This is a genomic window from Brevundimonas bacteroides DSM 4726 (assembly GCF_000701445.1).
In the GTDB taxonomy this organism is placed as follows: domain Bacteria; phylum Pseudomonadota; class Alphaproteobacteria; order Caulobacterales; family Caulobacteraceae; genus Brevundimonas; species Brevundimonas bacteroides.
Genome location: NZ_JNIX01000007.1, coordinates 356,298 through 376,864, shown reverse-complemented (window position 1 = coordinate 376,864; position 20,567 = coordinate 356,298). Strand labels below are relative to the sequence as shown.

Annotated in this window: 20 protein-coding genes and 3 tRNA genes; 18 read left to right on the top strand and 5 right to left on the bottom strand. The window is 67.5% G+C overall.

Going from position 1 to position 20,567, the window contains the following annotated elements; all coding sequences use genetic code 11:
* Window positions 1-24: 24 nt before the first annotated feature.
* Window positions 25-726 carry a lipoyl(octanoyl) transferase LipB gene (gene lipB, locus Q333_RS0104105; RefSeq protein WP_029415476.1) on the top strand — a complete coding sequence of 234 codons (702 nt, stop codon included), beginning with the start codon at window positions 25-27 and terminating at the stop codon, window positions 724-726.
* Window positions 727-732: 6 nt separating this feature from the next.
* On the opposite strand, the gene Q333_RS0104100 is transcribed toward lipB, so the two are convergent.
* Window positions 733-807: transfer RNA gene (locus tag Q333_RS0104100), tRNA-Val, on the bottom strand.
* Between the two features lie 124 nt (window positions 808-931).
* On the opposite strand from Q333_RS0104100, the gene Q333_RS0104095 reads away from it, so the two are divergent.
* The 8 genes from Q333_RS0104095 (at window position 932) to Q333_RS0104060 (ending at window position 7,469) form a co-directional block, all read left to right on the top strand.
* A tRNA-Leu gene (locus Q333_RS0104095) sits at window positions 932-1,016 on the top strand.
* Window positions 1,017-1,143: 127 nt separating this feature from the next.
* Window positions 1,144-2,547: a magnesium transporter gene (mgtE, locus tag Q333_RS0104090; RefSeq protein ID WP_029415475.1), complete on the top strand. Its 1,404-nt coding sequence runs from the start codon at window positions 1,144-1,146 to the stop codon at window positions 2,545-2,547.
* Between the two features lie 99 nt (window positions 2,548-2,646).
* Window positions 2,647-4,170, top strand: coding sequence for a lysozyme (locus Q333_RS16840; RefSeq protein WP_051651102.1), 1,524 nt, complete (start codon window positions 2,647-2,649; stop codon window positions 4,168-4,170).
* Window positions 4,171-4,212: 42 nt separating this feature from the next.
* On the top strand, window positions 4,213-5,376 hold the full coding sequence (locus Q333_RS0104080; RefSeq protein ID WP_029415473.1) for an isovaleryl-CoA dehydrogenase: 1,164 nt from the start codon (window positions 4,213-4,215) through the stop codon (window positions 5,374-5,376).
* Window positions 5,377-5,378: 2 nt separating this feature from the next.
* Window positions 5,379-5,810 (top strand): DUF3574 domain-containing protein, encoded by a 432-nt coding sequence (locus tag Q333_RS0104075; RefSeq protein WP_029415472.1) that lies wholly within the window; start codon window positions 5,379-5,381, stop codon window positions 5,808-5,810.
* A gap of 48 nt (window positions 5,811-5,858) precedes the next feature.
* On the top strand, window positions 5,859-6,044 hold the full coding sequence (locus Q333_RS0104070) for a DUF3008 family protein (protein ID WP_029415471.1): 186 nt from the start codon (window positions 5,859-5,861) through the stop codon (window positions 6,042-6,044).
* Between the two features lie 49 nt (window positions 6,045-6,093).
* Window positions 6,094-6,729 (top strand): exopolysaccharide biosynthesis protein, encoded by a 636-nt coding sequence (locus tag Q333_RS0104065; protein ID WP_029415470.1) that lies wholly within the window; start codon window positions 6,094-6,096, stop codon window positions 6,727-6,729.
* Window positions 6,730-6,806: 77 nt separating this feature from the next.
* Window positions 6,807-7,469 carry an exopolysaccharide biosynthesis protein gene (locus tag Q333_RS0104060; protein ID WP_029415469.1) on the top strand — a complete coding sequence of 221 codons (663 nt, stop codon included), beginning with the start codon at window positions 6,807-6,809 and terminating at the stop codon, window positions 7,467-7,469.
* Between the two features lie 354 nt (window positions 7,470-7,823).
* Here the strand turns inward: Q333_RS0104060 and Q333_RS0104055 are convergent, their stop codons facing one another.
* The 3 genes from Q333_RS0104055 to flbT form a co-directional block, all read right to left on the bottom strand.
* A complete protein-coding gene (locus tag Q333_RS0104055; RefSeq protein ID WP_029415468.1) occupies window positions 7,824-8,654 on the bottom strand; it encodes a flagellin in 831 nt (276 codons plus the stop codon).
* A gap of 364 nt (window positions 8,655-9,018) precedes the next feature.
* A complete protein-coding gene (flaF, locus tag Q333_RS0104050; protein ID WP_029415467.1) occupies window positions 9,019-9,387 on the bottom strand; it encodes a flagellar biosynthesis regulator FlaF in 369 nt (122 codons plus the stop codon).
* Window positions 9,384-9,767, bottom strand: a complete 384-nt coding sequence (gene flbT / locus Q333_RS0104045; protein WP_029415466.1) for a flagellar biosynthesis repressor FlbT — start codon at window positions 9,765-9,767, stop codon at window positions 9,384-9,386. The genes flaF and flbT overlap by 4 nt, the downstream gene beginning before the upstream one ends.
* Window positions 9,768-9,911: 144 nt before the next feature.
* On the opposite strand from flbT, the gene Q333_RS0104040 reads away from it, so the two are divergent.
* From Q333_RS0104040 to Q333_RS0104005, 8 genes are all read left to right on the top strand, one after another.
* The gene (locus Q333_RS0104040; protein ID WP_051651101.1) at window positions 9,912-11,708 is read left to right on the top strand and encodes a tetratricopeptide repeat protein; all 1,797 of its coding nucleotides are present in this window, start codon (window positions 9,912-9,914) and stop codon (window positions 11,706-11,708) included.
* Window positions 11,709-11,759: 51 nt separating this feature from the next.
* Window positions 11,760-12,203 (top strand): hypothetical protein, encoded by a 444-nt coding sequence (locus tag Q333_RS0104035; protein WP_029415464.1) that lies wholly within the window; start codon window positions 11,760-11,762, stop codon window positions 12,201-12,203.
* The gene (locus tag Q333_RS0104030; protein WP_051651100.1) at window positions 12,200-12,427 is read left to right on the top strand and encodes a hypothetical protein; all 228 of its coding nucleotides are present in this window, start codon (window positions 12,200-12,202) and stop codon (window positions 12,425-12,427) included. Before Q333_RS0104035 ends, Q333_RS0104030 begins: the two co-directional genes overlap by 4 nt.
* Window positions 12,428-12,508: 81 nt before the next feature.
* Window positions 12,509-13,381, top strand: a complete 873-nt coding sequence (locus tag Q333_RS0104025) for an AAA family ATPase (RefSeq protein WP_029415462.1) — start codon at window positions 12,509-12,511, stop codon at window positions 13,379-13,381.
* A gap of 113 nt (window positions 13,382-13,494) precedes the next feature.
* Entirely contained in the window at window positions 13,495-14,388 is an 894-nt protein-coding gene (locus Q333_RS0104020) for a hypothetical protein (RefSeq protein WP_051651099.1), read from the top strand.
* Window positions 14,389-14,524: 136 nt separating this feature from the next.
* Window positions 14,525-15,118, top strand: a complete 594-nt coding sequence (locus tag Q333_RS0104015; RefSeq protein ID WP_029415460.1) for a YfbR-like 5'-deoxynucleotidase — start codon at window positions 14,525-14,527, stop codon at window positions 15,116-15,118.
* 3 nt (window positions 15,119-15,121) lie between these two features.
* The gene (locus Q333_RS0104010) at window positions 15,122-16,063 is read left to right on the top strand and encodes an NUDIX hydrolase (RefSeq protein WP_029415459.1); all 942 of its coding nucleotides are present in this window, start codon (window positions 15,122-15,124) and stop codon (window positions 16,061-16,063) included.
* Between the two features lie 93 nt (window positions 16,064-16,156).
* A tRNA-Ser gene (locus tag Q333_RS0104005) sits at window positions 16,157-16,246 on the top strand.
* A gap of 143 nt (window positions 16,247-16,389) precedes the next feature.
* On the opposite strand, the gene Q333_RS0104000 is transcribed toward Q333_RS0104005, so the two are convergent.
* A complete protein-coding gene (locus tag Q333_RS0104000; RefSeq protein ID WP_051651098.1) occupies window positions 16,390-18,852 on the bottom strand; it encodes a DUF305 domain-containing protein in 2,463 nt (820 codons plus the stop codon).
* Between the two features lie 151 nt (window positions 18,853-19,003).
* Between Q333_RS0104000 and Q333_RS0103995 the strand changes: the two genes are divergently transcribed.
* Window positions 19,004-20,554 carry an exopolysaccharide biosynthesis polyprenyl glycosylphosphotransferase gene (locus tag Q333_RS0103995; RefSeq protein ID WP_029415457.1) on the top strand — a complete coding sequence of 517 codons (1,551 nt, stop codon included), beginning with the start codon at window positions 19,004-19,006 and terminating at the stop codon, window positions 20,552-20,554.
* Window positions 20,555-20,567: the final 13 nt, after the last annotated feature.

Here is a 20,567-nt window from a genome sequence, read left to right as displayed (position 1 = left end):
CCTCGGGGTCACATTGGGCCGATCATGCTTGCCGAGCCGTTAAGCGCCGCCGCTTCCGCACTGATTCGTCCCGACGACCGCCCCGTCGAGTGGGTCACGTCGCCCGGCTACGTCGCCTATGAAGATGCCGTGGCCGAGATGGAGGCGCGGGTCGCCGCCATCGCCGCCGGAGAGGCCGCTGAGCGCGTGTGGCTGCTGGAGCATCCGCCGCTCTACACCGCAGGCGTCTCGGCCAAGGACGAAGACCTGTTGGCGCCCGGGCGCTTCCCGGTGCACCGGACGGGTCGCGGCGGGCAGTTCACCTATCACGGGCCTGGGCAGCGCGTGGCCTATGTCATGCTCGACCTGAACCAGCGCGGCCGCGACGTGCGCGGGCTCGTACGCGGGCTGGAGGCCTGGATCATCGGCGCGCTGGACGAGTTCGGCGTCGAGGCCGGGGTGCGCGAAGGACGCGTCGGGGTCTGGGTCGAAAGGAAGGGTCCCGGCTGGCAGCGCGAGGACAAGATCGCCGCCATCGGGGTGAAGGTACGCCGCTGGGTCAGCTTCCACGGCATCAGCCTGAATGTGGAGCCGGAGCTGGACCACTTCGGCGGCATCGTGCCCTGCGGCATCGCCGAGCACGGCGTCACCAGCCTGGTCGACCTTGGCGTGCCCGCGACGATGGATGAGGCCGACGCGGCGCTGAAGGCCAGCTTCCGCCGGGTGTTCGGGGCGATCGAGGGCTGAGGGAAATGGTGGATGCGACAGGGATTGAACCTGTGACCCCCTCGGTGTGAACGAGGTGCTCTCCCGCTGAGCTACGCATCCATCTCTCGGGGAGGCGGGGACATAGCCCGGTCGGTTCGGAGTGGCAAGCGGATTGGCGGCGGCCCGCGCACGACGCCCCTTCCCAAGCCCGGCGACCTCCGCTATCAGCGCGCCTCCGATGCGAGCGGTCGTGGCGGAATTGGTAGACGCGCAGCGTTGAGGTCGCTGTGGGGCAACCCGTGGAAGTTCGAGTCTTCTCGACCGCACCATCCTGCTTCGCCCTGACGGGCTTCGCAGGATTGGTCCCGCACCGGACCAATCTGAAGGCCTAAAGCCTTCGTCGAACGGGGCCGCATCGGCAGATAGCTGATCGCTGACAAACAGGGAGGCTGACGCGTGAGCACCACCGCACCCGCCGTCCCTGTGGCCGACATCGAAGATCACGAGGCGCTGGACGAGGACTATGTCCTGACCGCCGGCTTCGTGGAGAAGGTGGTCGACGCTGCCGACGACAGTGACGGACTGCGCCTGCGCAGCCTGCTGGAAGATCTCCATCCCGCCGATGTCGCCGACCTCATGGGCTTCCTGACGGCCGAGCATCGCGCGGTCGTGGTGCTGTGGCTGCCGCCGGAGCTGCTGGCCGAGACCCTGCCGGAGCTGGACGACGGCATCCGCGAGGAGGTGCTGGAGCGGGTGCCCAACGCCACCCTGGCCGAGGCGCTGCAGGAGCTGGATTCCGACGACGCCGCCGCCGTGGTCGAGGACCTGGAAGATGACCAGCGCGAGAAGGTGCTGGCGGCAATGCCTGCGCCCGAGCGCGCCGCCATTGAGAACTCGCTGCAATACGCCGAGGATTCGGCCGGCCGCCTGATGCAGCGCGAGGTCATGGCCGCGCCGCTGTTCTGGACGGTGGGTGACACGATCGACCACGTACGGGCGCAAGGCGAGGACCTGCCCGAGCTGTTCTTCGACATCTATGTGGTCGATCCGCTGAACCGGCCGGTCGGGGGCATTCCGATCAGCGGCCTCTTGCGGGCAGCGCGGTCGGTCAAGCTGTCAGACTTGATGGAGCCGGTGAACGAGATCGCTGCCGACACCGATCAGGAAGAGGTCGCCTACATCTTCGAGAAGTACCACCTGATCTCGGCGCCCGTGGTGGATGCGGGCGGGCGGCTGGTCGGCCAGATCACCGTCGACGACATCGTCAACATCATCCAGGAAGAGAACCGCGAAGATATCCTCCGCCTGGCCGGTGTTTCGGACGAAAGTCGGGGCGCGGGCGTGTTCGGCGTCGTGCGGTCTCGCATTCCGTGGCTGATTGTGAACCTGGGCACGGCCCTGTTCGCCAGTTCGGTGATCGGCCAGTTCGCCAATGAGCTGGAGGCGCTGGTCTATCTGGCCATCCTGATGCCGGTGGTGGCGTCCATCGGCGGCAATGCGGGGACGCAAGCCCTGACCGTGGCGGTGCGGTCGCTGGCCTCGCGCGAGCTGACCTCGGCCAACGCCGTGCGTATTCTAAGCCGTGAGGTGACAGTCGGTCTTTTCAATGGCGTCGTCGTCGCCACCCTGTTGGCGGGGGTGGCGTGGGTCTGGTTCCGCGAACCCCTGCTGTCGCTGACCATCGGGCTGGCCGTCGTCATCAACCTGCTAGCGGCGTCGCTGGCGGGGACGCTGATCCCCCTGGCGCTCGACCGGCTGGACCGGGACCCGGCGGTGGCCTCGCCGGTTTTCGTAACGTGGATCACCGATACGATCGGATTCTTCTCCTTCCTTGGTCTCGCCGGGATCATCCTGTTGTAGGGATAGAGCGGCGGCGCGGTCCTTGCGGGATCGCGTTCGAGGCGAAGCCGTCCTGTCTCGATTTGGGTCAAAAGTCCGGTGTCCGAAGCAGTCCACCCCGTGAAGAAGGTCTCCCGCGAGGGGATCGTCCTCATCAAGAGTTTCGAGGGCTTCCGGCCCCGCGCGGTGGCTCGGCCGGAGGGCGGCTGGATCATCGGCTATGGCCACACGCTGTCGGCGCGCGAGGGCGCCACGGTCTCGGAGACCGACGCCGAGCTACTGCTTCGCTATGACCTGCTGGCCGTCGAAAAGCGGCTTGGTGAGGCAACTCCGCAGAACCTGAACCAGCACCAGTTCGATGCGCTGGCCAGCTTCGCCTTCTCGGTCGGTCTGGATCGCTTCGAGACCTCCGACGTCCTGTCGCGCCTGACGTCGGGCGATGACGGCGCAGCGGCCGAAGCCATGCTGGCCTGGCCCGAGACCCGCAGCCCGTCGGCAGGCGCGCGTCGTCGGGCCGCCGAGCGCGCCCTGTTCACCGCCGATCCCACGCGACCGGTGGCTCTGGCCGCCCTGCTGGCCGCGCCTTTGCCGGAAGTCGGCACCGCCGCCGAACAGACCGAGACACCGGTTGAGCCGGTCGGGCCTACGGCGGTCGAGCAGACCGACCCACACCCGGCACCGGAGCCGGAAGCGGCCCTCGTGGTCGCCGAGGCCGCGCCCGCCGAAGCGCTGGTCGAGCCCGATCCCGTCCCGCCACATGTCGCCGCCGTTGCAGCCCTGCTGGGCGAAGCCCAAACACCCGTCGGGCCGGCCGCCGCGCCTATCGTGCCCACCTTCGAGACACCCGCCCTAGCCCCAGTCGAGCCTGAACCCTCGAACGCCGCATTCCCGGTCGAGACCGACGTCGCTGCGGAAGGAGTTGCGGAAGCGCCGATCGTCCAGGCACCGGCGAACGACGTCGAGGCCGAGGTCGAACCGCAGAGCGCGGCTGTCGTAGAGCCCGCGGAAGCGCAGCCGCCTGTTGTCGAACCTGCGCCGTCGGTAGAAGGCTTCTCGGGCGGCGAGATTGGTGAGAGCTCTGTCGCGACGCTAGCGCTCAGCACCCAGCGCTATGCGCCTTATGGGCAGCCGATCATTGGCCCCCTTCCCTATCTGGCCCCGGCCGCCGACGCCCAGCCGGCTCGGGCCGCGGCGGACGTCGACGTCGAGCCGCTGGTAATCGGCCGACCGGTCGAGGGCCTGATCCTAACCTCGCCGGAGGACACGCCAGCGCCGCTCGCCGTGCGTCCGGCCTGGACGGCCGAAGAGCGTGCAGAGGTCGAGACCGCGCCATCCGGCGAGAGCCTGTTCGGCGAGGACCTGACCCTGACCCAGGGCGGGCAGCCGTTGGGACGCTCCGACTTTGAACCCGAGGCTCCAGAGCGTTTCGACTGGAGCGAGACCGGGGCCTTCATCGTCATGGGCGCGGTGGGCCTGACGGCGTTCGGCGCGTCGATGGCCGCCTTCCGGCTGGCTTCCGAACAGGGCGGCGGCGACGAGACCAGCATCATCGGCTGGGTGCTGGCCGTGATCGGCGTCGCCTGCGTGGGTGTGTCGTCCTTCAACCTGTATCGCAAGTTCGGCCTGGCGGGCAGCGACCGTTAAGCCCCTCCCAAGGCGGTAACGGATCATGCTAGGGCGCGGGGCATGAGCATTCCCAACGCCCCCCAATCGATGGAATTCGGCCTCGGCGAGACCGCCGACGCCATCCGCGACACCACTGCCCGCTGGGCCGCTGATCGGCTGGCGCCGCGCGCCGCCGAGATCGACGAGAAGAACGAGTTCGCCCGCGACCTGTGGCCAGAGATGGGCGAGCTTGGCCTGCACGGCATCACGGTGGAAGAGGAGTTCGGCGGCCTGGGCCTGGGCTATCTCGAGCACTGCGTGGCGATGGAAGAGGTGTCGCGCGCCTCGGCCTCGATCGGCCTGAGCTACGGCGCCCACTCCAACCTGTGCGTCAACCAGATCCGCCGCTGGGGCACCGAGGAGCAGAAGCGCCGCTATCTGCCCGGCCTGATCTCCGGCGAGCATGTCGGATCGCTGGCCATGTCGGAGGCCGGCTCGGGCTCGGACGTGATGTCGATGAAGACCCGCGCCGAGAAGAAGGGCGACCGCTATATCCTGAACGGCACCAAGTTCTGGATCACCAACGCGCCCCACGCCGAGACCCTGGTCGTCTATGCACGGACCGGCGAGGGCAACGGCGGCGTCACCGCCTTCCTGATCGAGAGGGGCATGAAGGGGTTCAGCGTCTCCAAGAAACTCGACAAGATGGGCATGCGGGGGTCGGACACCGCCGAGCTGGTGTTCGAGGACTGCGAAGTCCCGGAAGAGAACGTCATGGGCGGCGAAGGCCGCGGCGCAGCGGTGCTGATGAGCGGGCTGGACTATGAGCGGGCCGTTCTGGCGGCGGGGCCGCTCGGCATCATGCAGGCGGCGCTGGATGTGGTCCTGCCCTACGTCCGCGACCGCAAGCAGTTCGGAAAGGCGATCGGCAGCTTCCAGCTGATGCAGGGCAAGGTGGCGGACATGTACGTCGCCCTGAACTCGGCCCGGGCCTATGTCTATGCGGTCGCCAAGGCGTGCGATCAGGGGCTGACCACGCGCTATGACGCGGCGGGCGCGATCCTGCTGGCGTCGGAGAACGCGGTGAAGGTGACGCTGGAGGCCGTGCAGGCCCTGGGCGGCGCCGGCTACACCAAGGAATGGCCGGTCGAACGGCTGGTCCGCGACGCCAAGCTGTATGACATCGGCGCGGGGACCAATGAGATCCGGCGGTTCCTGATCGGGCGGGAGCTGCTCGGGTCGTGAACATGATACGCGCTGTCATCGGACTGGCGGGTTCCCTGGCGCTTGGCGCGTGTGTCAGCGTGGATGTCGAGCGGGTCGAGGCGCGCGGGTCGGCCGCCTGCGCCGCGGGCCTGTCGCCGACGCCTGTGGCGCATCTCTACTTCGGCCGCTTCATCGGAGGGTCGATGGGTGTGTCAGACACCGAATGGCAAGACTTCGTCGACGCGGAGATCACTCCCCGTTTTCCGGACGGACTGAGCGTCGCCGACGTTTCCGGACAATGGCGAGGACCGGACGGCGTCATCGTGCGGGAACCGTCCAAGACCGTCATGGTCGTGTTGACCGGAGCCGAGACCGAGCAAGCGTCGCTCGACGCGATCCGGACCGCCTACGTCGAGCGTTTCGACCAGGACGCCGTCATGCTGATCCAGCAGACGGCGTGCGTCGGATTCTAGGAACGCGGCGAGGCGCAACGGGTTGGTTGCGGCGGAAGGAGACCCGCCATGCCCGCAAAATCCGCCGCCCAGCAGAAAGCCGCCGGAGCCGCCCTGTCCGCCAAACGCGGCGACACACCCAAGTCCAAGCTCAAGGGCGCTTCCAGGTCGATGCTGTCGATGTCCGAGAAGCAGCTCGAGGAATTCGCCCACACCAAGAGGAAGGGCAAGCCCGAGCACGCGGCCAAATCCTGAACGCGGCGTGGGGCGCGAAACCTTCATCGTCGTCGCCTAGGCTGACTGAATGGATCTGACGACGACCTCGACCGGACGACCGCTGCGCTTTTCCGACACACTGGAACGGCTCGGGTCGCGCGGCGCCGAGAGGTTGTGTCTCGGCGAGATCGTGGAGGCCTTCGGCGAGCGGGCGTTCGGGGCGGTGATGCTGCTGTTCGCCATCGTCAACATGCTGCCCTGGCCGCCCGGAGGGACGACCCTGACAGGGGCGCCGCTGCTGTTCCTGTCGGCCGAACTGGCCTGGGGGCGCGAGACGCTGTGGCTGCCGCGCTGGCTGGGGCGGGCCTCGGTCAGCAGGAGCACCTTCAGGACGCTCAGCGGACGGCTCATGAAGATCATCCGCTTCTCGGAAGCCCTGTCGCGACCTCGCCTCTACTTCCTGACCGGCCGGCTGGGCCAGGGGCTGGTCGGCCTCGCCTGCCTGCTGCTGTCGGCCATTCTTGTGCTTCCGGTGTTCGGCGGGAACCTGCTCCCGGCGATCGCCATGGGCTTCTTCTCGCTCGGCGTCATGCAGAGGGACGGGCTGGCCGTGCTGCTGGGGTGGGTGATGACCGCGATCACGGCGGCGGTCCTGGTCTTCGCCTGGCGTCTGGTGGTCGCGGGTTTCCAAGCCGGCGCCGACTGGATTGGTCAGGTCCTGTAGTTCTGTCGGAATGTTAAGTGGCCAGCGGGCAAGCTCGGCCCTAGATCACCCTCACCCCTTCGAGATGCCCGTCGCCGATGCCCGACTACGATTATCAGAGCGACAACCGACCCTTCTCACAGGTGCTCGAGGACATCGCCGCCAAGGACGATGAAAAGCTCTACCTCGGCGAGCTGGTGAACGCGTTCGGCGAGCGCGGCTTCGGAGCCATGATGGTGTTCTTCGGCCTGGTGAACGCCATCGCCTCGCCCATCCCGGGGTCGACGACGATCCTGGGGGCGCCTCTGCTCCTGATCTGCCTGCAGCTGGCGACGCGGCAGGACCAGTTGTGGATGCCGAAGTGGGCGCTGAAATCGAGCCTGCCGCGCGAGAACTTCCGGGGCGTGATCGCGCGGGTGCGGAAACCGCTGCAGACCATCGAGCGCCTGTCCAAGCCCCGGCTCAGCTTCATGTCCAGCGAGATCGCAGAGGTGCTGATCGGCGCGACTTCCTGTCTGCTTACGATCATCGTCATGCTGCCGATCTTCGGAGGCAATCTGTTCCCGTCACTGTTCGTGGCCCTGTTCGGGTTCGGGCTGATGCAGAAGGACGGCGTGGCCATCGCCGTGGCCTGGATCGGGGTCGCGGGGTTCTGCGTCTTCGTCTGGCTGGCGTGGGAGGTGATCTCCCGGCTGTTCCTCGCCACCGCAGGCTACTGGCAGTCGGCCTGGCAGTGGGTCACCGGCCTGTTCGGCGGCTGACCGCGCGCCAAACCCGGGCTCAAGCAGCGAGACGCCGCGCGTCGAGCGGTAGCCCCCAACAACAAAGGGCCGCCGGGTTGCCCCGACGGCCCTCATTGTCTGACCACGAGACGGTCGACCTTAGCCTTGTCTGAAAGGATCAGACCCGGACCTCGCCAGAGGACCAGCAACCGGTCACCGCACGGGTATGGGACAATGAGATCACTGGATCACCTCCTTTCGACTGTTGAACAGGGATGATGAAGGTAGGGGTGGTTCGGCTGCCGCGCAAAGCCCCGATGCCGACTTCGTGATCGCAGTCGGTCGGCCCAAACAGAAACGCCGGAGGCGAGCCCCCGGCGTCCCTTACGCTCACTAGTTCCTGAACAGCGACAGAAGGATCTGCGGCGACTGGTTGGCGATGCCTAGCGCCTGGACCCCGAGCTGCTGCTTGGTCTGCAGCGACTGGAGCTTGGCGCTTTCCTTCGCCAGATCGGCGTCCACCAGATTGCCCACCCCGGCTTCCAGCGCGTCCGTCAGTTTCCCGACGAAGGTGCGATGGGTCTCCAGGGCCTTCGCCTTGGTGCCCAGACGCGCGAGCGCACCGGACACATTGTCGATCGAGGCGTTCACCAGACCCAGCGCCGTGGTGGCCAGGGTCGCAGTGCCGATGGTCGTGGTGGCCGCAACGGTGACGTTGGTCGATCCCAGAGCCAGGACCTCGGCCTGGACCGTCAGGGTCGCGGTGCCGGCCGCATTGGCCAGGGCCGCGAAACCCGTCGCGCCGGTCTTCAGAAGGTTGATCCCGTTGAAGTCGGCGTTGTTGGTCACGGTCGTGATCTGGTCGCGGATCGCCTTGAAGTCCTCGTTCAGGGCCGCCCTCGATGCCGTAGACAGCGACCGATCCGTGGCCGCCAGCGCCTTCTCCTTCAGTTGCAGCAAGAGGTCAGAGACGCTCTCGCCGGCCGCCAAGCTGACGTCGACCGCCGATATGCCGCGGTCGAGCGACGATTTGACCGCCCCCAGGGCGCCGATATCGGCCCGTTGACCCTGGGCGATCGCCCAGATGGCCCCGTTGTCCTTGGCGTTGGAGACCTTTTTGCCGGTGTTGATCCGGGTCTGGGTCATCGCCAGTTCGGCGTTGGTGGCGTTCAGGTTCTGCAGCGCGATCATCGCGCCGTAGTTGGTGTTGACCGAGTTGGCCATGAAACAATCCTTCCATTCTGGTCGGGGTGACGGCCTTCTGGCCGTTGAACCGGTTCTGGTCCTGCGCGCGCACACGCAAGCAGCGGGCCGGAAGCAGCCGATTGAAAGGATTGGGAAAGTTTTGAGGGGCGTAGACAGCCCGGCAATTTATCACCGGTTACGGCCCGAACTTTCCTACCCGCCCCAATCCCTCTCCCGAGCAAAGAGGGGTTGGGGCTCGGAGAGCGCGCCGCGATCCGTCAGCCGAAAGGGTGAGGGCGCAAGGCGCAAACCGGTAAGGGCGGAACCCTTCTCCCTTGCGCGCAAGTCCGATCGCCGGACGGCTTTCGGGCGCTCAAGCCCTCTCGCTCTGGGAGAGGGAGCCCTACGCCGCCTGCTGGCCGCCCTGAGGCGCCAGTCCCTGCATGATCGCGCGGTTGATGTCGATCAAGGGTTCGAAGTCTTCCTCGCCCCGCATAACGGCGGAGGAATGACGGGCGACGAACAGGCTGAGCGAGATGATCTGTGCCCGCATCGGACTGTTCAACTGATTGGACGGATCGGCGCAATCAGTGGCCAAGACCGACCAGAGACGGCGGTTCCAATCGAGCGCGTCGATGCGGGTCTTGATGTCGGTCTTGTCCACAGTGGAGGCGTGGATCAGGGCCCGCGTCACCTGGCCAAAAAGGCGGTATTCCATCTCGCGCGGGGTCTCGGTGCGCGTCGATGCCTGGGAATAGGCTGACAGCATCAGGTCAGGCTTTCCTCATAGTCCACGATCTTCCGGGCGCTCATGAGCGCCTTGTAGTACTCGCGCGCCATCACGTGCTTCGAGCACGCCACGCACTCGGCCATGATCGCCGGATTGCGGGTGGCGTTCATGAACTCCGACAGACGGGTGACGAACTCGTCGTAGACCTTGGGCACGGCCGCCTCGTCCAGGTACATCATCATGACCGGGAAATAGATGCGCTTGGCCGGAGTGGTGACCTCCTCGACCTGCATGATGTCCTTTTCGCGCAGCACCGAGGCCTTGTTCTGGAGGATCAGCACGCCGCGCCGGTCGCCGTTCTGAACGACCGCGCCGTTCAGGACGAACTTCTCGCCGGGTTTCAAAGACAGCTTAAGCGGCATCGGCCGGGCCTCCCTCTCCCGTCGTGGCCTCCTGAGTAGCCGGACGGTGACTGAAGGACGTTAAACGGCCGTGGTTAACCATGTGCTATGACACCGAAAGCCAAGCTGGGTGCAGGCTTCGCCCCACCGCTTTCGAGTCCCTTCATGCCCCTCGCCTTCCCTGCCGACGCCCAAACCGCCGAGCCGGCGCTTGGCCATATGCCCCTGGTTCAAGATGCGACCGGCGACGCGGCCTCCCCTGCCGCGATCCGGCGGCTTTCGCATGCGCTGGCCGACACGCGGGGGCCGAACGCCAAGGCGCAGAAGAAGACGGTCGAACAGCTAAAGGCGGCCGTCGCCTCGATCCGCATGGGCGACTATCAAGCGGCGGCGAAGCGGGCGCTGGCGCTTCTGCAGACGGATGAGCGCAATGGCGTCGCCTGGCATGTCCTGGCCATCGCCCAGGAAAAGAGCGGGCGGCTGTCCGAAGCGCTGGACGCCTATGACGCGGCGCTGCGCATCCTGCCGGAAGACGCCAACATCGCCCATGATCTGGCGCGGCTGGCGCAACGGCTGGGACACCTGGATATCGCCGAGAAGCTGCTGCTGAAGTTTCTGTCGATGGAACCCGGACACGTCGAGGGCACCAACAACCTGGCCTGCGTCCTACGCGACCAGAAGCGGTACGACGAAGCCATCGACCGGCTGCGTGACCTGATCGCCATCGAGCCGGAGAGCCCGACGCTATGGAACACCATCGGCACGGTTCTGTCGGATCAGGGCCGGATGGGGGAGAGCCTGCCCTTCTTCGACGAGGCGCTGAGGCTGGACGAAGGTTTTGCCAAGGCCCGCTACAATCGCGCGAATGCGCTCCAGCCGCTGGGCGAGCCCGAGCGTGCGCTGGCTGATCTGGATCAGGCGCTTCCCGGGGCCGAGAGCCCCTATGAGAATGCCATGATGCGGATGGCGCGGGCCATGCTGCTGATGGGCATGGGGCGACTGAAGGAAGGCTTCGACGAATACGAGGTGCGCCTCGACCCCGAGATGCCCGAAGCCATGCGGGTCGTGGTCGATGCGCCCCGCTGGGACCCGGCGACGACCGACATCCGCGGCAAGCGCCTGCTCGTCGTCGGCGAACAGGGCATCGCCGACGAAATGGTGTTCGGAACCTGCCTGCCCGACGTGATCGAGGCCGTGGGGCCGGAGGGCAAGGTCTTCATCGCGGTCGAGCCGCGCCTCGTCGATCTCTATCAGCGCAGCTTTCCGACAGCGGTCGTCGGCGGACACCGGGCGGTGCGGATCGAGGGTCGGCTGCACCGCTACTGCCCCTTCATGGAGGAGGTCGCCGAGCGCGAAGGCAAGGCCGACGCCTGGACACCGATGGCGGCCCTGCTGGCGCAGTATCGCACCGAGCTGTCTGCCTTCCCCGACCGGGACGGCTACCTGACGCCCGATCCCGCCAAGCTCGCGCGTTGGAAAATTGAGCTGGAGGCCCTAGGCCCAGGCTTCAAGGTCGGGCTGCACTGGAAGAGCCTGGTTCTGACCGGGGTGCGGGCGCGCTACTTCTCCAGCTTCGAGCGGTGGAAGCCGGTGCTGACAGCGCCGGGTTGCGTCATGGTCAATCTGCAGTGCGGGGATGTGTCCGACGATCTGGCCGCGGCGGAGGCGGCCGGTGTGCGCATCTGGACACCGCCGATGAACCTGAAGGACGATCTCGACGATCTGGCAGCCATTTCGTGCGCGCTCGATCTGGTCATCGGACCGGGCATCGCGGGGACCAACCTGGCCGCCGCATCCGGGGCCCGCACCTGGCTGATTCATGCCCCGGACGATTGGCACCTGCTGGGGACAGACCGCTATCCCTTCTATCCGCGGGTGCGCACCTTCGCGACCGGCGGCTTCGACGGCTGGCCGCGAGCGATCGGCGAAATCCGTGCCGCGCTGGAGGCCGAGGTCGCCTGAGGGAACGCCGCCCTGCCCGGCCGCGTTGACCTTCCACACAGGGAGGCGACCATGCCTGACACCGACACCGGCCTCGACGAACAGGACCAGTCCGAGGTCTTCGACGAGGACAACTTCGACCCCGCTGACGCCGGCGCGCCGACGAATGAGTTCCGGACGTTCGAGGACCTACCGGAGGTGCTGGATGTCACCTCAGCCGACGGCGACGCCGACGCGGAGGAGTTCGACGAGGACGACCTCGACCTCGACGACAAGTTGAGCGCTGAAGGCGTGGAGCCTGACGCCGATCCGCTGTTCGGAGCGGATTCGGCGCGGGTCAGCGACCAGGAGCTGGGTGCCGACGAGCCCGGCGAGGATGAGGTCGACCTCGTCTACGCCGGGCTGATGGAAGACGTGAAGGGTGCCCAGGCCAGCGCGGCCCACTGGGAATCCAAGCGTCTGTCGGACGACGACATCGAGGACCTGGGCTACGCCGACAATGGAGACGACCAATGACCCACATCGACGCCTTGAACGCCGTTGCAGGCGGTTCTGCGAAAGACGACCACGATGCGGACGTCGCGCCCGTTCGCCCCGTCGCCCCGCTGGGCGAGAACAAGCACGACCACCTGGCCGAACACGAGGCCGAGGCGGAGAACCGCCAGGAAGCCTTGGTCGATGAAGGCATCGAGGAAACCTTCCCGGCAAGCGACCCGGCAACGCCCAAGCGGATCACCTGAATGCAAGGCCCTGGAGCAAACTGATCGTTGTTAACCGGCCGCGTCATCGGCTAGGGCTGGCTCGAGCAACCGGAGCCATCCATGACGCGGCCGACCGACCGGTTCGAGGGCACCTCGGACTATATCGCCACCCAGGACCTGAAGATTGCGGTCAACGCCGCCGTGGCGCTGGAGCGGCCGCTGCTGATCAAGGGCGAACCGGGCACCGGCAAGACGGTGCTGGCCTATGAGCTGGCCAAGGCGCTAAACGCACCGCTCATCACCTGGCACATCAAGTCGACGACGAAGGCCCACAACGGCCTGTACGAATACGACGCCGTCAGCCGCCTGCGCGACAGCCAGCTGGGCGACGAGCGGGTTCATGACGTCCGCAACTATCTGAAGCCCGGCAAGCTGTGGGAGGCCTTTACCAGCCTGGTCCGCCCCGTGCTGCTGATCGACGAGATCGACAAGGCCGATATCGAGTTTCCCAACGACCTGCTGCAGGAACTTGATCGCATGGAGTTCTTCGTCCAGGAGACCGGCGAGACCATCAAGGCGGCGGTGCGTCCCGTGGTCGTCATCACCTCGAACAATGAGAAGGAACTGCCCGACGCCTTCCTGCGCCGGTGCTTCTTCCACTACATCCGCTTCCCCGACGACGAGACGATGAAGGCCATCGTCGGGGTGCACTTCCCCGGGATCAAGCCGCGCCTGGTCTCGGAGGCGCTGAAGACCTTCTACGAGATCCGCGACACGCCGGGCCTGAAGAAGAAGCCGTCGACATCGGAGCTTCTTGACTGGTTGAAGCTGCTCATGGTGGACGATGTCCAGCCCGAGACGCTGCGCGAGACCCACCCGCACAAGTTGATCCCGCCCCTGCATGGTGCCCTGCTCAAGAACGAGCAGGACGTGCATCTGTTCGAGCGGCTAGCGTTCCTCAATCGACGGGAAGGCGCGCGTCCCGGCGGCTAGAAAAACGACGCATTCTGCACATGCGACGAACAGATATCGTCAGACGCCTTACCGCGATTTCACTGGAACAGCGGCTGTTTTTGTTCGAAGGGAAGGCTGAAAGGACCGCCTGAATGCGTCTGCCCGCGCTCGCACCGATCTGCCTCGCCGCCCTGCTGCCAGGGCTGGTTCTTGGCGCCTGCGACGGCGACAACTCCGTGCGCATCTCGGCGACCGAGACCCAGACCGACGGCAAGGGCGTGCTGAAGGTCATCGACACCCTGCAGTGCCCCGAGACGATCGGCGTTCTGACCCGCAAGGGCTCGGCCCACGACGGCGGCGAACACTGCGTCTACACCGGCCCGCGCGGCGCAGAGGTGTCGCTGAAGCTGGTGCGGCTGGACGACCAGCCCATCGAGACCATCCTGGACCGGTTCGAGCAGGATCTGATGGCCTCCATGCCGCACACGGCGGCGTCCCTGGCCGCGTCGCGCGAGGCGTCCGAGGCGCGAGCGGAAGCCGACGCGGCGCGCGTGGAAGCCGGCGCCGCGAGGGCCGAGGCTCGAGCGGCGGCCGATGCGTCCGCCGACGCCTCCGCGGAGAGCGCGCGGGTGCGCATGCCGGGCGTCGCCGTCGACGCCGAAGGCGACCGCGCCAACGTCCGCCTGCCGGGGCTGACGGTCGATGCGGAAGGGGACAAGGCCAGCGTCCGGATCGGCGGCTTCTCCATCGAGGCCGATGACGCCTCGGGCAGCGTCGACGTGTCGTCCGAGGACGAGACCGTCAGCGTCCAGGCCCGGGACGATGCGGCCGAGATCCGCACCCGCATTCCCGGCGAGGCGATCCGCACCACCTACATCCTGACCGACGACCGTCCGGCCGACGAAGGCTGGCGGCTGGTCGGCTTCGAGGCGCGCGGTCCGAGCGGCGGCCCTGTCGTCATCGCCATCGTCAAGGCCAAGGATCGCAACAGTGACGGGGTGCTGGACTCGGCGCGCGATCTGGTGACGCTGAACGTCGGCGAGTGATCGGCGGCGCTTGATCCTGAGCGCGGGATGGGTCACCTGACCCGCCGACCGACAGGAAGCCGCCTTGGACGCCTCGACCGCCCGCAAGCCCGCCCGCCGCACCGCCCCCAAGCCCGCGCCGCGCGCCTGGCAACGGATGCTGTCCGGCCGCCGGCTGGACCTGCTCGATCCCTCGCCCTTCGACATCGAGATCGAGGACATCGCCCACGGCCTGGCCCGCGTCGCCCGCTGGAACGGCCAGACCATCGGCGAGCACGCCTTCTCGGTCGCCCAGCATTCCTGCGTCGTCGAGGAGATCGCCGCCCACATCCGGCCGGGGCTGGAGCCGAAATGGCGACTGGCGGCCCTGCTGCACGACGCGTCGGAATACGTGATCGGCGACATGATCTCGCCGTTCAAGGCGGCGCTGGGCGTCAGCTACAAGGCCTTCGAGGCGCGGCTGGAGGACGCGATCCATGTCCGCTTCGGCCTGCCCGCCAAGACGCCGCTCGAGATCAAGAAGCTGATCAAGTCAGCAGACAAGGCCTGCGCTTTCTTCGAGGCGACGCAGTTGGCGGGGTTTACGGAGACTGAGGCCCTGGGCTTCTTCGGCGCGCCGCCCGCCGGATACGACCTGGCCATCGACCCCCTGCCGCCAGCCCAGGCGCAGGCGCGATACGTCGAACGCTACCGCATCCTGTCCGAGGCCATGGGCGTGCTGACCGGGCCCGACGCCTGGCACACGGAATAGGGCATGAGCTGGGGCGGGGAACATGGAGTGCGGATCAGCCTGTCGGCTGTGGTCATGGCCCTGCATTCCGGCCGTCTCTGCGTCCTGACCACCGAGACTGCGGAGGGTGAACTAGCCCTGCCCTCCGGTCCCTTCGACCCCGCCCACGACCGGACGTTCGAGCTCGCGTTGCGGGCTTTCGTGACGGCCCAGACCGGTTTCAAGCTGGGTTTTGTCGAGCAGCTCTACACCTTCGGTGACGCAGGCCGGAACGCCCCGCGCGCCACACCCGGACCAGATCAGCGGCGCGAGATTTCGGTCGGCTACCTGGCCCTGACCTCGGACGCCGTCGACATGACCCCGCCAGGTGCCCGCTGGACGGCTGTGCTGGACTTGTTTCCGTGGGAAGACGGCCGCGGGGGCGGTCGGGTGGCACTGGCCGCGATTATGCGCAGTCTGTCGGAATGGGCTGCACGGGATCCCCGCCGCAAAGCCAGGATCGACGCCCTGTTTCCGAGCGAGGCGTCCCAACGCTGGGACGAGGCGCGGGTGCTGGAGCGTTTTGAGCTTCTGTATGAGGCCGGGCTGGTCGCCGAGGCGGGCCGCGACCGCGACGATGCGCGACCCCCGATCCTGGAGGATCGGGCGATGGCGTCCGATCACCGGCGTATCCTGGCTACCGGCTTAGGCCGTCTGAGAAGCAAGCTGCGATATCGCCCCGTGCTGTTCGAGCTCACGCCTGGCACCTTCACCCTGTCTGAACTGCAAGCTGCAGCCGAGGCCGTGGTGGCGCTGAACCTGCACAAGCAAAACTTCCGCCGCGGTGTGGAACGCACGGGCCTCGTCGCACCAACCGGGCGTGTGTCGACGGGAACAGGGGGACGCCCTGCCGAGCTATTCCGCTACACCGGGGCCTCCAGCTCCGACGGGCATGCGCCGGGTCTGGCCCTGCCCGCACTCCGCTAAGCCTGCCGGCTGATTGACGAACTTCCGGCTTGCGGCACCCGCCCGGCCCGATTAGAGAAGCGCCTCGCTTTCAACCGAGCGCTTGGTCCCCGCGGAGAGGTGGCAGAGTGGTTGAATGTACCGCACTCGAAATGCGGCGTGCCTTTACGGGTACCGGGGGTTCGAATCCCCCCCTCTCCGCCACCGGCTGCTCGTTGAGACCCGGTACGACATTCACTGCGCTTAGTGGACAACATTAGGCCCCCAGCCCGAACCGCAGCCTGCGACGGCCGGACCGATCGCCAGAGCGGTGTGTGGGGTCGACGGCCGATCGACCCCACGGTTCGTCATCCCACTCTAGCGGCAATGCCGTTGAGCGTGTCCGCCAGACCTGCTCGCCGCCGGGACGCCAGATCCGCGCCAGAGGCACCGACCTGAGCAGCCAGAGCGCGCAGTCGTTGCGCCACAGCAGGATCGGACCCCTCCGATTCCATTAGCGCGGCGGCTGTGTCGATGGCCTGCGTTACCGAGGCGATCTGATCGGCGGGAAGGCCGCCGTCGCGGGTCAGCTGGTCCAGGTAGGCCCGGGCCACGACCGGATGCGCCGGCCAGGTCACCCGGAACTGCTGCTGCGGGTTCACGGTCTCGCCTTGCTGAGCCATGCGGGCCGCCGCGATCTCGTTCTCGGTCAGGTGCTCGCTGGGCGTCAGCTCCAGCACGTCCAGACCGCGCGCGATTTCGGTGCCATAGATGCGGCCGTCGTACCAGTAGACCGACCAGAAGCCGCCCAGGATGTCGTGCTGCTCGCTGAGCGGGCCGCGGTCGAAATAGGCGATCTCGCGCGGATTGGCCGAGTCGGTGAAGTCGCTGATCGACAGGCCGCCCTGGTACCAGGCCTGAACAAACAGGTCGCGCCCCGGCACCGGGATCAGCGAGCCGTTGTGGGCCACGCAGTTCTCGCGCGCCGTCTGGGCGCCCGGCAGCTTGTAGTAGCTGCGGAACACCAGCTGGTTGTCGACGATGTCGTAGATGGCGTTGGCGCCCCAGGTCTGGGGATCCTGGACACGGCAGCGCGGACGCCCGCCCCCGCCCCACTCGTCGGTGAACACAACCTTGGTGCCGTCGTTGTTGAACGTGGCCGAGTGCCAGTAAGCGAAGCCCGGATCGTTCACCGCCGCGATCCGGCGCGGAGCGGCCGGATTGGAGATGTCCATCAGGATGCCGTTGCCCGAGCAGGCCCCCCCCGCGAGGTTGCCGTCCGGGAACAGGGTGATGTCGTGGCACTGGTTGGTGACACTGGTGGTCTGGGTGCCCTCGCCGTGGTCACCGCCGCGCCACAGGCCGGCGACAGCGCCGGTCACATCGTCGGCGAAGACACGCGGACTGTCGATGATGCGGGAGCGCGACGGATCGGCCAGCGGGATCTCGATCACGTCGATGCTGAACAGGGCGGTGTCCTGGTCACCCGGCAGACCAACGACGCATCCGGCCAGTTCCTCGTCGTCACGCACGCCAGCAGTGCCGGAGTTGTAGACAATCAGGCGACGGTCATCCGCCGAAACGACCGAGTGGGTGTGCGAGCCACGGCAGGTCTGCACCTGTCCGACCTGCACCGGATTGGTGCGGTCCGAGATGTCGAAGATGCGCACGCCCCGGAAGCGATCCGGCTGCGGCCCGTCGCCCACGCCCTGGCGACCGCAGTCGACGCGGCCGTTGTTGGATTCCACCGACATCAGCAGCAGGTCGCCGTGGATGGAGACGTCGCCCTGGCCGCCGGGGCAGACCACCGAGGAGATCAGTTGCGGCTCTGGCGAGGCGTCGCTGAGACGATACAGGTTGAAGCCATGATAGTTGCCGACCGCCAGCAGATCGCCCGAGAAAGCCATGTCTGTGTTGGCGAAGCTGAGGAAGGGCCCGCGGCTGCCGAACTGGCCCGACGGCGACGCCGGGGTCTCGTCGGTGTCGTTGCGTGCAGGGATCGGCGGCGGCAGACCCTCGGGGTTCGCCGGGTCGAAGAAGCCCGTCGGCTTGGGCAGGCTGGCCACCAGCGTCAGGTTGGACGCGGCCTGACCGGCGTCACGGAAGCCGGCCGCGAGCGTGCTGCGCGGATCGCCGACCTGCTCGCGCAGGAGGAGCGACATGCGATTGATCTCCGCCGTCTGCTCGCTGGTGATGTCGTTGACGAAGCGGAACAGCACCGGGTCATAGGCCGAACCCGAACGACCCAGCAGGTCCGACACCATGGTCACGGCGCCCTCGTGGTGGGCGATCATCAGGTTCAGGAACTGCCGGTCGAACTCGGCGCCCGACGCCGCCCGGAGCGCCGCCAGTTGTTCGGCCGTGGCCATGCCCTTCATGCCAGCGTGCCCGGCGCCGTGCGCCGAGTGATCCATTCCCGCGTGGTCCATGCCCGCCATCGCATGGCCGGCGGCCGGGTTGGGGGCGGCTTCGCCGCGCTCGGTCAGCCAGCCGCGCATGAACTCGATCTCGTCGGCCTGGGAGGCGTTGATGCGCCCGGCGATGTCGCGGATGGCTTGGGTGTTGGTGCGCTCCTGAACCAGGTTCGCCATTTCCACGGCCTGGCTGTGATGCAGGATCATGTCCTGCATGAACTGCACGTCGTCGTCGGAATAGCGGTTATCGGCGATGCGCGACGCTTCGGCGCCTTGCAGGGTGCGGCTTGCCTGACCGGGCGCGCCGGGCTGGACGATAGGCGCCTGCTGCGCCAGCGCCCCCGAGGCGAACAGCAGGACGGCGGCGGCGGCCGAGGCCCCCAGACGATGACGGACGGACGGCGCGAACTTCTGCAACAACAACTCTCCCGGTCGGTGGGTCGACGACCCCTCGCCGTCTTTTGACCACGGCCGGCGCGCGGGGCCAAGCCGCCTTTCGTCGTCGAACCGTCGCGCGTTCGCCCCAGCCGTTAACGCGACATCCACGGGGGCTGTGCATGCTGGGGGCATGACCACGGCCTTCGACCTGACGCGCGGCGCGGACGCCCGGCTGGACGCCTCCGCCCTCCAGGCCCTGGCGGCGCGAACCCTAACGCCCCAGGGCGACGGCAAGGCGCGGCGAGGCCCCTTCCGGCCCGAGGTCTGGCTGAATGCCCGTCAGAGGCACGCTTCGCGGCTGGCGGTTCACTGGTTCCGGACGATCGATGTGGCGATCGTCGGTGCGATCACGACGGCGGCGCTGATTCTGTCGTCGCCCGGCGGGCTGATGGCCTCGCCGCTGGCCGACCTGCTTCCCTTGGCCATCGGTGCCCTGTTCGTGCTCGGCAGCTTGCGCTCGCTGAGCCTTTATCGGTTTGAACGCGGCCAAGGGCTGCCGCTCCATCTCGCGACGGTCACGGGCTTGGCGGTCACGGGTGGCCTGACGGCCACACTTCTCGAGGCGATGCTCTCGTCTGGGCGACCGGATTTCTCGACGACGATCCTCTGGACAGCCTTTGTCGCCGTCGCGCTTTACGGCTCGCACCTGGCCTGGAGCCTCATGGTCGCGGACTGGCGCGCGAGGGGGGCGCTTACCCCCAACATCGTGCTGGTCGGAGCGACCCGCCACGCCGAACGCCTGATCCGCGACGCCCTTCAGCGCCGCGACATCAATGTTCTGGGCGTCTTCGACGACCGCCTGGCCCGCTCGCCTGAGACCGTGGCGGGCGTTCCCGTGCTCGGCGACGCCGAAGCGCTGATGACGCATCGCATGACCCCCTATGTCGACAAGATCGTGCTGGCGCTCGACCCCAAGGCCGAGGCGCGGGTGCGCGAGCTGACCGCGCGGCTGTCGACCCTGCCCAACGAGGTCACCCTGCTGGTCGATCCAGTCGACGCGTCGGAGCGCGGCGCGGCATTGGACCGGCTGGCCCGCGCGCCGCTGGCCTCGCTGGACGGCCCCATCGACGATGATCGGCGCGCCTTCAACAAGCGCATCCAGGACCTGGTGATCGGTGCCTTCGCCCTGGTCATGCTGTCGCCGATGATCGCGCTCACGGCGCTCGCCATCCGCCTCGACAGCCCCGGCCCCATCTTCTTCCGCCAACGGCGGCACGGCTTCAATCACGAGGAGATCGTGGTCTGGAAGTTCCGCTCCATGCGCCACGAGGCCGCCGACGCCACCGCCAGCCGCCAGGTCACCGCCGACGACGACCGGGTGACCCGCGTCGGCCGGTTCATCAGGAAAACCAGCCTCGACGAACTGCCCCAGCTGTTCAACGTGCTGCGGGGCGAGATGTCGCTGGTCGGCCCCCGCCCCCACGCCATCGGCATGAAGACCGGCCAGGTCGAGAGCGCGCGCCTGGTCGCCGAATACGCCCACCGCCACCGCATGAAGCCTGGCATGACCGGCTGGGCCGCCATCAAGGGCTCGCGGGGGCCGCTGCACACCGCCGCCGAGGTCCGCACCCGCGTGCGGTTGGACATTGAATACATCGAGCGCCAGTCGCTGTGGCTCGACCTCTGGATCATGCTGGTCACCGTGCCCGTGCTGCTCGGCGACCGGGCGGCCCAGCGGTGACGGGAGCGCCCTG